Here is a 13886-nt window from a genome sequence, read left to right on the forward strand (position 1 = left end):
CCCAACAACCTGATGCCCTATATCAGCAAGGTGGCCGTGGGCGAGCTTGCCCGCCTCAACGTATTCGGCAACGACTACCGGACCCATGACGGCACCGGCGTCCGGGACTATATACACGTGATGGACCTGGCAGAGGGGCATCTCCGCGCCCTGGAGCATATATCCGGCAAGAGCGGCGTGCATATATACAACCTGGGCACGGGCAACGGCTACTCGGTGCTGGATATGGTAAAGGCCTTCGAAAAGGCTACCGGGCAAAGGGTGCCCTACGTCATCGCTCCCAGACGGCCCGGGGACGTGGACGCCTGCTATGCCGACCCCTCCAAGGCAGAGAGAGAGCTGGGCTTCAGGGCCCGTTATACGATCGAGGATATGTGCCGGGACACCTGGCGCTGGCAGTCTGCCAATCCCATGGGTTATAAAACGGAGAAAAAATGATGGACAAACAGATGGAAGAAGTCCTGGGGGCCTGGGGGCTGGCAGAGATATGCACACAGTGTTATCCCTTTGGCAACGGACATATCAACGACACCTACTGCGTGGAATGCGTCACGGACAAATACGTGCTGCAGCGCATCAACCACCTGGTGTTTACCCGGCCGGATCAGGTGATGGACAATATCAGCAGGGTCACAGCCCACATCAGAGCCAAGGGGCAGCTCACCCTGAACGTGGTGCCCACCACGGATGACAAGCCCTATTACAAGGACTCAAAGGGCTGCTGGTGGCGCGTGTATGATTTTATCAAGGGCGCCGTGACCTACGAGCTCATCAAGGACAGCAACATGATGTATGAGGCGGGCAAGGCCATAGGCGACTTTTCCCGGCTGCTGTCGGATTTCCCCATAGGCACCCTGTATGAGACCATCCCCCATTTTCACGACACCCCGGCCCGTTTCAAGGCTCTTAAGGCCGCTATCAAGGCCGACAAATTCGGCAGGCTCAAGGCCTGCAAAAAAGAGATAGACTTTATGATGGACCGGGAGCACGAGGTCTCCTTTATGACCGACCTGCAGAAGAAGGGCGAGATACCCACCCGGGTCACCATCAACGACACCAAGATCAACAACGTGATGTTTGACGAAGCGGGCCGGGCTGCCTGCGTGATAGATCTGGACACGGTGATGCCCGGCATCATAGGCAACGACTTCGGCGACGCTGTCCGCATAGGCTGCTGTATGGCGGAGGAGGACGAAAAGGATCTGTCCAAAGTGGTCTTCAACATGGACTATTACGACTCCTTCAGCCGGGGCTTTCTGGAAAGCTGCGGCGGCAGCCTCAACGCCATGGAAAAAGCTACCCTGGCCATGGCCGCCAAGCTGCGCACCTTTGAGGACGGCATCAGGTTTATGACCGACCACCTCTCCGGAGACGTGTATTTCAAGATACACAGAGAAAACCACAATCTGGACCGCTGCCGCACCCAGCTGAAGATGGTGGAGCAGATGGAAGAGCTGCTGGACGCCCGCAAGTCGGCCTTCACCCCCAAAAGAATAAAAAGCATCAAGGAGGCAGAATAATGTACGTAGGAAGAATTGTGATCATAGGCATGGCCCGGGGCAAGGCCTTTGCGGGCTACAGAGTGTCCTCCCGCTCCTTTCCCAACAGGATCGCCGCGCCCGTTCCCGAGGGGATAGCCATCCAGCCTCTGGATCCGGAGGATATGAAGCGCAATCCGTATATTGCCTACAACGCCCTGAGGATATCAAAGGGCGGCATCATCGCCACCAACGGTTCGCACACGGACCCCATCTTTGACGCCCTGGAGGCCGGGGCCTCCCCCGCCTCCGCCCTCAGAACGGTGCTGGAGGAGATGGGCTACGAAAAGGACCACCTGAATACCCCCCGCATAGCCGGCATCATCCGGGGCGGCAAGGGATATCTGGGCATTGTCCGGGATGACGGCTGCGACGTGGAGAGCTTTGACCTGAAGGACGGGTGTTGCAGGATCATCACCACCTACGAGCTCAACCATTTTGACTCAAAGGAATACGCCCTGGATTTTGACACCGCAGACGCCGGCGCCCGCTACGTGGTGGACGGAGGCTGCTTCGGGGAGCTGGAGCTGCCAGTGTGCTCCTGCGTCTGCTTCGGCGGCGAGACTGCCGTCTGCAACCCCCACAAAAAGAACTGAGAACCGAGAGACATGTCCGGCGGGAATGCTTTTCCCGCCGGACATGTTATACAGATACCGCCATGAGATACTATTTCCCCATACTCCTTGCCGCCCTGACGATCCTGCTGGCTGCCGCCTGCGGAGCCGGCTGCCGGATAATAACGGGGGACCTCACCGTCTCCGAGCAAATGGCCGTCAGGGAGCTGCAGAGGTTTATCGGCGAAGCCGGCGAGCAGGTCCCCGAGACCGTGTCCTGCGACAGGGCCGTCCTTGAGGACGGCTGTATAGTGTTCGGCACCTATGGGGCCAACCCCCGTATACGCAAATACGCGCCCTCCGCCGCCGGGCTGGCGGAGGAGGAAAGCCTGACGTGCGAGAAGAATATCGGCGGCCGCCGGGTGTTCTTTGTCTGCGGCGGCGGTCCCCGCGGCGCTGTTTACGCCGCCTACTCCTTTTTGCGGAGCATGGGCTATTGCTTCTTTATAGACGGGTATCAGGCTCCCGGGAGCCTGTCGGAGCATCTGCCCGGGACCCTGCGGGAAAAGCCCGTCTTTGCCAAACGGGGCCTTTTGCCCTGGCACAATTTCCTTGACGGGCCCACCGCCTGGGACCCCGGGGACTACCGGGCCTATATCGACGACCTGCTGAGGACCGGGGGCAATATAGTGGCCTTCCATACCTATGACAGCGAACCCTTTGCCGCCTACAGGGAAGACGGGAAATACCTTATGGGGAGCCGCCTGCTGTCCTCCGCCTCGGCGGTATGGGGGACTGTTCCCACGTCCACCGCCGATTTTGCCTTTGGCACCGGCAGGCTCTTCGACAGAGAGTATTTCGGCGCGGAGACCACTCTCATACCCGACGACGACCGGGCCATAGAGGCGGAGCAGGAGGTGCTGCAGGACGCCTTGCTCTACGCCCGGGCCCGGGGCCTGGAGACCTGCCTGGGCTTTGAGATCGCCGGCGACCCCACCCGGCCGGAGGTGAGGGACGGCTTCATCAGGCGCATCAACAGCCTGCTGGACACCTATCCGGGGCTGGACTATATCGCCCTGTGGCAGCAGGAGACCCAGGGGGCCCAGGGCTTCCCCGAAAGCTACAATCTGCACATCCTGCCGGCAGCCAGAGAGAAGGGCAGCCCCCTGGAGGACTACGGTCTGGAAAGGCAGCAGATATTCAGGCAGGCCGTCTCCGGCGCCAAGGGGCAGCCGCCCTACTATCAGGATACGCCTGCCGGCGCCTTTGCCAGAGCCTGCGAGGGGGCCAGGCTGGAGCAGTTTGCCGAGCTGGCCCTGCTGCAGCTGGCCAAAAGGGAGCGGGCCCCGAGGCTGGTCATGTGCGGCTGGGGCGGAGACCGGCGGCTCATTTCCGCGGAGTATTATCCCGGGCTGGACAGGCTGCTGCCGGAGTCGGTGGTGTTTTCCTCTCTGGATATGATCGAGCCTCAGCCCCGTATAGACACAGGCTACGGCATGGTGTCAAAAAAGAGGGAAAAATGGCCGGTCCTGTGGCTGGAAAACGACGGGGACACCTGGCATCCCCAGCCCCACGTCCATACGCTGGAAGCCGCTCTGAAGGACGCTCAGGACAAGGGCTGCCGGGGGATAATGGGCATTCACTGGGAGACTGCGGACATAGAGGAAGACTGGGACTATATAGTGTCCGTGTGCCGGGACCGGAGCCTGACTGCCGAAAGATACTTTTACGGTCTGGCGCAAAAGGCCTTCCCCGGACCCGGGGAGGAGGTGGCCGGGCTGCTCTCGGCTCTGGACAGCCTGGGCTACCGCTGGGTGGGAGGCGCCGGACAAAACGAATGCGCCCCCTTTGCCTTCGGCCCCGGACCGGAGGAGCAGGAAAACAAGCTGGCGGACATATACGCCCGGCTGCAGGCCGTCGGCGAGCGATACGGCTCCACCTATTCCCTGCGGCGCCTGCTGGCCCGCATAAGGTGGGTGCTGGACTTCAACCAGGCCCAGAGGTCGGCGGTCAGGGGAGAGTATGACGACGCGCTCCTTGCCCGGGCTCTCGATTCCTACGTCCGCCGTATCGCCACCAGAGGCGAATACGGAGTGCTTGCCACCATCAACGCCAAGGCGCTGCCCCTCTGGAAGGGGAGCGGCGGAGGAAAAGAAATAACGCCCGGGGTGATATTCCCCCGGCAGGAGGGCAGCGCCGCAGAGGGGCGGGAGACGCGCTTTGAGTTTATCTGCCCGGGAGAGGCCTCCGCTGTTCTCTGCGCGGACAAGGGGCCGGTGCCTCTGGAGATCGCCGGCTCGGAAAGCTATGTGAAATACGCCCTTGTTCCCGCGGAATACGCCAAGCCTCCCTGCCTGCAGGTCGTCATAAAGACTCCGGAAGGGGAGTTCTGCCGATACAAGACGGTGATGCCCCGGCCGGAACAGCCGGCTCCCTTTTCCCCCGGCCATGCCCGGGGCTCCCTGGTCCTCCGGACCGAAAAGGGAGACGCCTTTTCCCGGCTCATTTGCTGGGACCGGGTGCAGGGAGCGGACTATTATACCGTGACCACTCCCGGCGGAAAAACGGTCTCCACCGCCACTCCCATGTTTCCCTGCCGGGAAAGCGGCGTCTATACCGTGTCGGCAGAGGGGACGGGCCTTTCCGAAAGCATAAGGGTCGAGACAGACCCGGGCTCGGGGAAGGCCAGAGTCCGGCTCCGCGCCGACGCCGGGGGAGCGCTGCTGACGCTCTCCGCCTCCCGGACCCCCCGGGAGTACAAAATAGCGTTCAGGGGCAGGAGCGGCGCCCGCGAATGGACCCTGCCCGGCAGCGCCGGGGAGTTCCGGCACAGGCCGGAGGAGCCGGGAGAATATACGGTGACCCCGGTGTTTGCCGACGGAGAGGGTAGGCCCGCCTCGGCAAAATGCTCCCGCGCCTACCCGCCGCCGGCGGAAAAGCTGGCCGTTACCCCTGACATGGTCCGGGCTGCCGGCGGCTCCGCCGGCAGCGACGGGCGTCTGATATTCGACGGAGGATACTTTACCCTGCCCGAAGACCCCTGCATGGATATGGGGGACGGCTTCGGGCTCTCCCTGTCCTTCAGGCCCGCGTCCGCCGAGGGCATGCCGGTCCTGCTCTCAAAAGGGATCTTTCAGGACAGGGGCTGGTTTTTGCAGATACTGGAAAACCGTCTGATCTTCCGCACCTCCGGCGGCGATCTGACCGGTCCCCCCGTCGAACCGGGCCGCCTTTATCGGGTGCGGGTGGAGATAAACGGGGGCCTGGGAGTCCTGTATATAGACGGGGAGGCGTATTCCTCCGCCCACATAGCCGCCGTCACGCCCCTGCCGGGACCTCTGACCCTGGGGACCTACAACGTCAGGGAGCCTCAGTTCATTTTCAGGGGAGAGATGGAAAGAATCGTTTTCTGGGGAACAGGCGCGGAATAAGGGGACAGGCCGGATATTAAGGAAAATAGTTTTTTTTGTAAAAATGATGCGTGTTAAACGAAGTATGGTATAATATAATTGTTCATGAGGGAACAGAGGCGATCCTCAAGGCAGACAGCCGGATCGTGAATGCTTGTCAAAGGAGAACGATATGAAACGAATAATACCTGCGATCATACTTGTGTGCCTGGCGATACTGTCATGGGCCTTGTTCTGCGGCTGCAGCAGATCTGCCCGGGCCGCGGAAACGGCGCGGGAGGCGGAGGCCCCTGTGAAAATGTCTATGGTCCCGGAGAACCCGGCAGCGGAGGCCGGGGCCGCGCAGGCTGTGTCTGCGCTGTCGAAAATGTCGGGCGGCAGAATGCCGGGATACGGGGCGCCGGTGCCCAAGCCGGCCGCGTCAAAGCGGCCCTCCTACGTCCCCCTGATGGAAAGAAAAGACGTCCTGGAAGCCTTTGAGGCCCACAAAGGCAATTTCTTTATCACCGCGGGTGAAAACGGCTGGGAGTCCTCCCGGGACTTTGAGCTCCCGGAAATAGTGCGCTCCGACCGGCGCCGCCCCGATTTCAGGGTGTATTCCGTCCGTTCGGTGATATGGGGCGGGCTGGAAAGAAACACCTTGGAGCTGAAGGGCGTTTCCACCCAGTGGCGGCCCGAGGGCCCCGACTTTATCCGCGTGAAGGATCCCTATGACAGCGAGGACAGCGATCACTTTGCGTGGCTGTATCTGGATCCGTCCTCCGGCTTTCGGGAGACCCTGAACAAAAAGACGGAGGAGCCTCTGAAGGACGGCCTGACCCTGACCCGCCTGGATATAGAAAAAGAGGCGCGGAAATACACGGAGGATCACGACGGCAGCGTGCCCGGTGACTTCATCGTATTCCAGGGACAATACAAGTCCGATCTGGAGCTCCTCACGGACGGGGCCGGCAGGCTGCTGTGGATATCTTCCACAGACAGGCTGCTCTCCGCCGAAAAGCAGGGGGACAGATACGCGCTGCTGACCACCAAGGGAGTCGCGTTTGTTTACCCCGGCAGCGGCGGGTCCGCAGCCGTTGATCTGTATGACCAGCCGCTGTTCCCTTCGCTGAACAGAGGGAGCGCGCCGGTCCTCGGGATCAAAAGCGGCCGGCTGCTGAAGGATGACGTGGCCCGCGTCGAATACGACAGCGGACTGGTGGTCCACTGGCGGCTGATCGAAAAGTATTCCGACCACAAAAACAACGCCGACAAAGGCCGGTTTCCCTACGCCGCCATCCTGTGGCACAACGGCAAGGCCGACATAAACGAAACCCACCTGGCCTGGGATCACGACCCGGACACTGCCCGGGAGCCGGCGTATAAGTGACGGAACCGCCGCAACAAACAGCAAACATATTTCAATGAGGGACCGGCGCCCCGCTCTCACAAAGGTCCGAAGCGGTATTTACGGCGGAACTTGCGTGACAGCGCAATCGTATAGTATAATAGTATAAAAAGTATGTAATATAGCGCAACAGGATCGGGTCCCCGGCGCAAATACCGGGACCGATAATACACTTCTATGGAGACCTGTATGACAAAAATATCTGTGATCCTCATCCTTGTATGCGTGGCTATACTGTCCTTATTGACCTTGGCCGGCGGTACTCGCAATGCCGCCTCTTCTGAGGATATACGGCAGTTAGCGGTGGCCACGCCGCCCATAGTCTGTCCGTCTCAGCCGGCCGCTCCTCCCCGTCAGCCGAAAAGGTGGGAGATCAAGAACGATTCGCCCCTTGAGCGCATGGGGAACCAGATCCCTGAGGAGCATCTTGCTGACAAAAGATTCTACTCCACCCGGGGCGACGCGGTGTCACGGATCATAAAATACAGTCACTGGATCGGCGGCAAGCCCGGCAGGAAAGGCTTTTTCGTGGATGACATACTTACGGGCAGAGACTACTTTATCGCCAAATTCTTTGAAGACCCGGAAGATTTTGCCCGCAAATACAGCGAAGCTGCGGTCAGGCGCTTTGACGGCGGCTTTGAGCTGACGGAATACGACATCTTCGAGGACGCCTGGAATTGTGATATGCTGTCGGTAAGACCCAATCCGTTTTATGAAAAGGTGCTGCAGGTGCTCAGGCACCGCGGAAAAGTCATCTGGGCGGACGATCACTGCAGACTGCTGGACGTCCGCAGCTCGGGGAAAGGATATATCATATTGCAGGACATGGGCGTGGAATACGTCAGCCTTGAAAACGGCAATATAGTGTCCGATCTGTATACCAAGAGCTTTAACCGCGGGTTTGATAAGGGCGTCTATATGGAAAACGCCGAATACCCCATTGAAGAAGGAAAGATACTCACCAGGAACATAGTGCGCATCAGGTATAAGAGCGGCTATGTCGTTCATTTCAAGGTCGTGATATCGCCGGAGGATTTCGTCAACGATTACGCCGATATAGCCGGGGATGACCGGCAGCCGGTCAAGTGGGGATTTCCTTCGGTGGTGTGGCATAACGACGTCAAATTGCCCAGTGCCGGCCCGGATCATCTCCCCGCGTGGGATATCAAAGACGATACTTCCCGGGAGCCCCGATACTGAGAGGCATACCCTGAGCCCCTGCCGGCGGTATTTGACAAACAAAGGAGAACTGCGAAATGAACAAGCTTACTGTGACTATCATTATTATTGCCGCTGCGGCTCTGGCGCTGTCTGTGTGCGTGGGCGCCGCGCTGAACAAGGCTCCCGACCAGGCGGCGGGAGAAGCCGCGGTCCTGCCCGGGCAGACAGGGCCGGCCCCGGCTGCCGCTGCGCCGGGGCAGAAGAAAATTCTGAAGCCCAAGCCCTTTAAAGGCATCAGCATTGCGGCTCCCATGCGCATTTCGCCCGAAGAAGCCGAGAAAATGAGAGTCGAGAGAGCAAAAGAGAAGGCGGAATGGATCAAAAACGTTGATCCCGCCTATGTCATAGGCCATCCCCGCAAGGTCGATATACTCCGGGCAAAAAACACTGCGGTGGTGTCCGACCAAAGGACTTCCTATGGCAAAAAGATTATTTTTAACGACCTGAAAGACGGTCCGGACAAACAGGCGGAGAAGCCCGGCATCATGAAGACGGCAGGCCGGCTGCCTGATCTCAGGGTCTATACCGTGAGAGTGTACCCGTCTGCCGGATATATCAAAAACTCCTGCGATTTCGGGCCTCCGAGAACAGCGGAATCCGCGAATATCATACTGTATAATTCCGGTGAGTATGAGTCAAGGGATCATTTTACCTGCGTATATACCGACGCTCCGCAGAAGGCCGAAGGGAGTTGGACGCTCCTCAGTTCCGAGCCCTTCGGAGCAGGCCTGACCCTGTATCGCTACGATATAGCAAAGGAAGCGCAGAAGCTGGTGGAGGACAAAAACAAGCTCTCGGACGGCAGCTGGTTTTATCCCAATCCCTACAAAAGCGCCCTGTCTGCGCTGAAGACAAAGGACGGGACCCTGGTATGGGCTTCGGCAACTGCTGCTCCCCTGAGCGTCCGGGAAAACGGAGACGGCTATATAGTAGTCACCGACAAAGGCGTTGACTGCGTATATTTTGACAACGGACTTCCATCTGTGGACGTTTACGATTCCAGAGATGATTATTTTTATTATATCTGGTTCGTGACGGACGAGGGCTTCACTCCGATGATCAAGTCGGGCAGGATGCTGACGGACAACATCGTCCGCCTCGAATACGACAACGGGCTGGTGGTCCACAAAAAGGTGAAGCTGGACTATGAGGACGTCAGAGCCAATATGGACAATGACAGGCACTGCTTTGCTTCGATCTTATGGCACAACGAACTCAAAGACAGAGGCATCAAGATGGGCCTGGGCCAGTATATCCTGGCAAGAGGCTTCAACGCCGACACGTCCAGAGAACCGTCGTATTAGAACGCGGCAAAAAAGGCAGGCTTTCCGCCTGCCTTTTGTTATTTGAAGAACACTTCCCGGCAGAAGCGGCCGATATCCGGCCACACGTCATAGTTGTCTATGATGTGCCAGCCTCCCTCCACCAGGAGCCATTCGCAGCGGACGCCGCGCTCCAGCAGCCTGTCCCTGTAGGTCTCCGACGGCTTGTAGAGGACCACGTCGTCGGCAGTGCCATGGATGAGCATATGGGGAGCCGAGGCTCTGGACACGTGGGTCAGGGGGCTGGCCTCCGGGACCCAGTAGTCTCTGCCCTCGGGCGTGCCGTCAAACAGCCTGGCGTATACGGCGTCGCTGATGGGGGCGAAAAAGCTTTCCCGTCCGCAGTAGTTCACCACGCCCTGCACCTGTGAGGACACGGCGGGGCGCTCCTCTCCCTCGTATTCCCCGGGCTTCAGGGTGCCCAGGGCGCAGCAGAGGGTGCCTCCTGCTGAATGGCCGAAGGCCCCTATGCGGTTGGGGTTTACGCCATATTTCCGGGCGTTGGCCCTGATATGGCGCACCGCCCTTTTGCAGTCCTCTATCTGGGCGGGCCATTTGGCCTCGCCCGTGAGCCGGTACTGTATGCTGAAGCATTTGAAGCCTATCTTTGCCATCTCCCCGGCCCAGGCCAGCATGGACTCCGGGTCGCCGGCGGACCAGCCGCCGCCGTGGATGCACACCATGGCGGGCTTGAAGTCCCCGCCGTCGTCCACCTCGGTCACGTGCATGATGAGGTCGTGTCCGCCCGCCTGCCCGTACACCACGTTCCTCTCGGTCTTTATCTCCTGAGCGCAGGCGGCAAGGCCTGCCGTCACCAGCAGTATCAGGAGTATGAGCTTTAACATATTATCCGTCCCCGCTTATTTGAAAAATACTTCCCGGCAGAACTTGCGGATCTCCGGCCAGATGTCATAGTTGTCTATGATATGCCAGCCCCCCTCCACCAGGAGCCAGTCGCAGCGCACTCCGCAGGCCCGCAGCCTGTCCCTGTAGGGCTCCGACGGCTGCCAGGGCACCAGATCGTCGATGGTGCCGTGTATCAGGATGTGAGGGGCGGAGGCCCGGGATACGTGGGCGTTAGGGTCTGCCTCGGCGGTCCTGTTGTCGCTCCCCGGGGCGCCGCCGAAGAGATTGTCATACAGGCCGTCCGTCATAAAGGCGGCCATATTCTCCGGACCGCAGTAGTTCACCACGCCCTGCACCTGCGAGGACACGGCGGGATGCTCCTCCCCTTCGAATTCTCCCGGCTTCAGTACGCCCAGCATGCAGGAGATGTGCCCGCCGGCGGAATGGCCGAAGGCCCCTATGCGGTTGGGGTCGATGCCGTATTTCCGGGCGTTGGCCCTAATATGGCGCACGGCTTTTTTGCAGTCCTCTATCTGGGCGGGCCATTTGGCCTCCCCCGTGAGCCGGTACTGTATGGTGAAGCACTTGAAGCCTATTTTGGCCATTTCCCCGGCCCAGCCCAGCATGCCCTCCGGCTCGCCGGCCACCCAGCCGCCGCCGTGGATGCACACCATGGCGGGCTTGAAGTCCCCGCCGTCCTCGACCTCCGTTATGTGCATGATGAGGTCGTGGCCGCCGGCCTGCCCGTACACCACGTTCCTCTCGGTCTTTATCTCCTGAGCAAAGGCTCCCGTACAGAGTAAGAGCGCCGCCGGCAACAGCGCCAACAGTATCAGTTTTATCATACTCTTCCCCGTTCTTATTTGAAAAATACTTCCTTGCAGAATTTGGTTATATCCGGCCAGATGTCATAGTTGTCTATGATGTGCCAGCCGCCCTCCACCAGTACCCAGTCGCAGCGGACGCCGCAGGCTCTCAGCCTGTCCCGGTAGGGCTCCGCCTGCCGGTACCACACCAGGTCGTCGGTGGTGCCGTGGATGAGCAGGTGGGGAGCCGAGGCTCTGGACACGTGGGTGATGGGGCTTGCCTCCGGTATCCAGTAGTCTCTGCCCTCGGGAGTGCCGTCAAAGAGCCAGCCCAGGGCGTCGTCCCGGATGCTGATGGGAGGGGGCAGATGGGTGAGGGTCAGATAGTAGCCGAAGTCCTCGGGGCCGCAGTAGTTCACTACTCCCTGTATCTGCGAGGATACGGCGGGATGCTCCACTCCTTCATATTCCCCGGGCTTCAGAACGCCCAGCATGCAGCAGAGGTGCCCCCCGGCAGAATGGCCCATGGCCCCTATGCGGTTCGGATTGATATTGTATTTTTTGGCGTTGGCCCTGATATGGCGCACCGCGGTCTTGCAGTCTATGATCTGGGCGGGCCACTTGGCCTCTCCCGTGAGCCGGTACTGGATGCTGAAGCACTTGAAGCCTATCTTGGCCATACCCTCGGCCATGCCCAGCATGGCGTCGGGCTCGCCTCCGGCCCAGCCGCCGCCGTGGATGCACACCATGGCGGGCTTGAAGTCCACGCCGTCGTCAACTTCGGTGACGTGCATGATGAGGTCATGTCCGCCGCCCTGTCCGTAAACCACGTTTTTCTCTGTCTTTATCTCCTGGGCAAAGGCTCCCGCGCAAAGGAGGAGCGCTGCCGCCAATACCAAAAGAAGCATTCTCATATGTGTCTCCCATGAATTATTCCAAGTCTATTATAGCACACTTTGCCCCGGAGGCTTTCTGCCTCCGGGGCAAAAAAAAGCTCCCGCGTCTGCGGGAGCTCCCGGCTGCTCTCAGCTGCCCAATTCTTCCTGGCTCAGGATGTTGAAGCCTGCCTCTCGCAGGGCGGCCTCCGCCGCCTCGATGTCTCCGAACTTCATGGCTGCGTAGCACATGCCCGACAGCTCTCCGAAGAAGGAATACATGTATTCTATGCTCAGGCCCGCATCCGCCACGGTCCGGATGACCTTGTTCAGGCTGCCGGGTACGTTTTGCAGCTCTACGGCGATTATCTCGGTGCGGCGCACGGAGAAGCCCTTTTCCTTCAGGCATTCCCGGGCGGCTTCCGGCTTGTCCACTATGAGCCGGACCAGACCGTATTCCGAAGTGTCGGCCACGCAGACGGACATGAGGTTGATATGGTTTTCGGCCAGGCTCTCCGTGAGGGAGAGGACCCGTCCCACTTTGTTTTCTATAAATACTGTCAGCTGTATGACGTTCATCACTGTCTCCTATTTGCCGTACAGATCCCGGCGGTCAATGACCCGCTTGGCTTTGCCCGCGGACCGTTCCAGGGTAAAGGGCTCCACCAGGGTGATCTTGGGATTCAGGCCGATGGCGGAATGCAGCTCGCTCTGCAGCTTCTTCTGCAGCTTCTCCAATACCTTGATCTCGTCAAAGGGTATATCCGAGGACACCTCTACCCGTATCTCCAGATTGTCCAGCACCGTGCCGTCCCTGTCCAGAATGATCTGATACTGGGGCTCTATGCCCTCCACGTTCACCAGCACCGTTTCTATCTGGGTGGGGAACACGTTGACGCCCCGGATGATGAGCATGTCGTCGGTGCGGCCCATGAGGCGCTTGATCCTGGCCAGGGTCCGTCCGCAGCCGCACTCCTCTCTGGTCAGGCTAGTGATGTCTCTGGTGCGGTATCTCAGGAGAGGTATGGCTCTGGAATTGATGCAGGTAAACACCAGCTCGCCCTTTTCGCCCTCGGGCAGCACCTCTCCCGTGTGGGGGTCGATGATCTCGGGTATGAACATATCCTCGTTGACGTGGAGGCCGTCCTGCTCGGTGCACTCAAAGGCGACGCCGGGGCCCATCAGCTCGGTCATGCCGTAGATGTCGTAGGCCTTGCAATCAAGCTTTTTCTCTATGTCTTCCCGCATGGCCTTGGTCCAGGGCTCCGCGCCCAGAAAGGCCCGCTTGATGGGGAGCGTCCTGGGGTCTATGCCCTGAGCGGCCGCCGTTTCGATGATCTGGAGCAGATAGCTGGGGGTGCAGCAGACGACTGTGGAGCCAAAGTCCTGTATCAGCTGTATCTGCCTCTTGGTGTTGCCGCTGCTGACGGGCAGGGTGGTGCAGCCCAGCCTGTGGCTGCCCTCGTGGGCGCCCAGACCGCCGGTAAAGAGTCCGTAGCCGTAGGACACGTGGACCACGTCATTGCTGTCGGCGCCGCCGCCGCACAGAGTGCGGGCCATACACTCGCCCCAGTTGGCTATATCCTGGTTGGTGTAGCCGTTGACCACGGGCTTGCCGGTGGTGCCGGAGGAGGCGTGGATGCGGACTATGTCGGAAAAGGGCACCGCAAACATGCCGTAGGGATACTGCTCCCTGAAGTCGTCCTTGACTGTGAAGGGTATACGGGCCAGGTCTGCCAGGGAATTGACGTCGTCGGGCTTGAGGCCGATCTTGTCAAAGCGCTCTCTGTACATGGGCACGTTGATATAGGCGCTGTTGACCTGCCTCCTGAGCCTTTCCAGCTGCAGCTTTTCCAGCTCCTCCCTGGGCATGCATTCTCGGTTGTAGTTAAAATATTTCATCATGTCTCCTATGAAAGTGTTC

The 13886-nt window shown here is 59.7% G+C and carries 12 protein-coding genes; 7 read left to right on the forward strand and 5 right to left on the reverse strand.

Going from position 1 to position 13886, the window contains the following annotated elements; translation table 11 throughout:
- The 7 genes from IK083_03055 to IK083_03085 all read left to right on the forward strand — a co-directional run.
- Positions 1-438, forward strand: a 438-nt coding sequence (locus IK083_03055) for a GDP-mannose 4,6-dehydratase (GenBank protein MBR4748536.1), incomplete at its 5' end; no start/stop codon positions are given.
- Entirely contained in the window at positions 435-1520 is a 1086-nt protein-coding gene (locus tag IK083_03060) for an aminoglycoside phosphotransferase family protein (GenBank protein ID MBR4748537.1), read from the forward strand. The genes IK083_03055 and IK083_03060, both read left to right, overlap by 4 nt.
- Positions 1520-2134 carry an IMP cyclohydrolase gene (locus IK083_03065; protein MBR4748538.1) on the forward strand — a complete coding sequence of 205 codons (615 nt, stop codon included), beginning with the start codon at positions 1520-1522 and terminating at the stop codon, positions 2132-2134. The genes IK083_03060 and IK083_03065 overlap by 1 nt, the downstream gene beginning before the upstream one ends.
- A gap of 62 nt (positions 2135-2196) precedes the next feature.
- Positions 2197-5523: a hypothetical protein gene (locus IK083_03070; protein ID MBR4748539.1), complete on the forward strand. Its 3327-nt coding sequence runs from the start codon at positions 2197-2199 to the stop codon at positions 5521-5523.
- 427 nt (positions 5524-5950) lie between these two features.
- Positions 5951-6871 carry a hypothetical protein gene (locus tag IK083_03075; protein MBR4748540.1) on the forward strand — a complete coding sequence of 307 codons (921 nt, stop codon included), beginning with the start codon at positions 5951-5953 and terminating at the stop codon, positions 6869-6871.
- A gap of 207 nt (positions 6872-7078) precedes the next feature.
- A complete protein-coding gene (locus tag IK083_03080) occupies positions 7079-8092 on the forward strand; it encodes a hypothetical protein (protein ID MBR4748541.1) in 1014 nt (337 codons plus the stop codon).
- A 56-nt stretch (positions 8093-8148) separates the two neighbouring features.
- Positions 8149-9417: a hypothetical protein gene (locus IK083_03085; GenBank protein ID MBR4748542.1), complete on the forward strand. Its 1269-nt coding sequence runs from the start codon at positions 8149-8151 to the stop codon at positions 9415-9417.
- A 38-nt stretch (positions 9418-9455) separates the two neighbouring features.
- On the opposite strand, the gene IK083_03090 is transcribed toward IK083_03085, so the two are convergent.
- From IK083_03090 to IK083_03110, 5 genes are all read right to left on the reverse strand, one after another.
- Positions 9456-10280: an alpha/beta hydrolase gene (locus IK083_03090; protein MBR4748543.1), complete on the reverse strand. Its 825-nt coding sequence runs from the start codon at positions 10278-10280 to the stop codon at positions 9456-9458.
- Positions 10281-10295: 15 nt separating this feature from the next.
- Entirely contained in the window at positions 10296-11126 is an 831-nt protein-coding gene (locus IK083_03095) for an alpha/beta hydrolase (GenBank protein MBR4748544.1), read from the reverse strand.
- Positions 11127-11140: 14 nt separating this feature from the next.
- The gene (locus IK083_03100) at positions 11141-12001 is read right to left on the reverse strand and encodes an alpha/beta hydrolase (GenBank protein MBR4748545.1); all 861 of its coding nucleotides are present in this window, start codon (positions 11999-12001) and stop codon (positions 11141-11143) included.
- Positions 12002-12112: 111 nt separating this feature from the next.
- Positions 12113-12541, reverse strand: coding sequence for a hypothetical protein (locus IK083_03105; protein ID MBR4748546.1), 429 nt, complete (start codon positions 12539-12541; stop codon positions 12113-12115).
- A gap of 9 nt (positions 12542-12550) precedes the next feature.
- Positions 12551-13864 (reverse strand): phenylacetate--CoA ligase, encoded by a 1314-nt coding sequence (locus tag IK083_03110; protein MBR4748547.1) that lies wholly within the window; start codon positions 13862-13864, stop codon positions 12551-12553.
- Positions 13865-13886: the final 22 nt, after the last annotated feature.

Source organism: Abditibacteriota bacterium (assembly GCA_017552965.1).
Taxonomy (GTDB): Bacteria; Armatimonadota; UBA5829; order UBA5829; family UBA5829; genus RGIG7931.

Bases quoted from the DNA above. Each gene is read 5' to 3' on its own strand.
- IK083_03060 (MBR4748537.1), top strand. From the start codon at position 435: ATGATGGACAAACAGATGGAAGAAGTCCTGGGGGCCTGGGGGCTGGCA.
- IK083_03095 (MBR4748544.1), bottom strand. From the start codon at position 11,126: ATGATAAAACTGATACTGTTGGCGCTGTTGCCGGCGGCGCTCTTACTC.
- IK083_03100 (MBR4748545.1), bottom strand. From the start codon at position 12,001: ATGAGAATGCTTCTTTTGGTATTGGCGGCAGCGCTCCTCCTTTGCGCG.
- IK083_03105 (MBR4748546.1), bottom strand. From the start codon at position 12,541: ATGAACGTCATACAGCTGACAGTATTTATAGAAAACAAAGTGGGACGG.
- IK083_03075 (MBR4748540.1), top strand. From the start codon at position 5,951: ATGGAAAGAAAAGACGTCCTGGAAGCCTTTGAGGCCCACAAAGGCAAT.
- IK083_03110 (MBR4748547.1), bottom strand. From the start codon at position 13,864: ATGAAATATTTTAACTACAACCGAGAATGCATGCCCAGGGAGGAGCTG.
- IK083_03085 (MBR4748542.1), top strand. From the start codon at position 8,149: ATGAACAAGCTTACTGTGACTATCATTATTATTGCCGCTGCGGCTCTG.
- IK083_03090 (MBR4748543.1), bottom strand. From the start codon at position 10,280: ATGTTAAAGCTCATACTCCTGATACTGCTGGTGACGGCAGGCCTTGCC.
- IK083_03065 (MBR4748538.1), top strand. From the start codon at position 1,520: ATGTACGTAGGAAGAATTGTGATCATAGGCATGGCCCGGGGCAAGGCC.
- IK083_03080 (MBR4748541.1), top strand. From the start codon at position 7,079: ATGACAAAAATATCTGTGATCCTCATCCTTGTATGCGTGGCTATACTG.
- IK083_03070 (MBR4748539.1), top strand. From the start codon at position 2,197: ATGAGATACTATTTCCCCATACTCCTTGCCGCCCTGACGATCCTGCTG.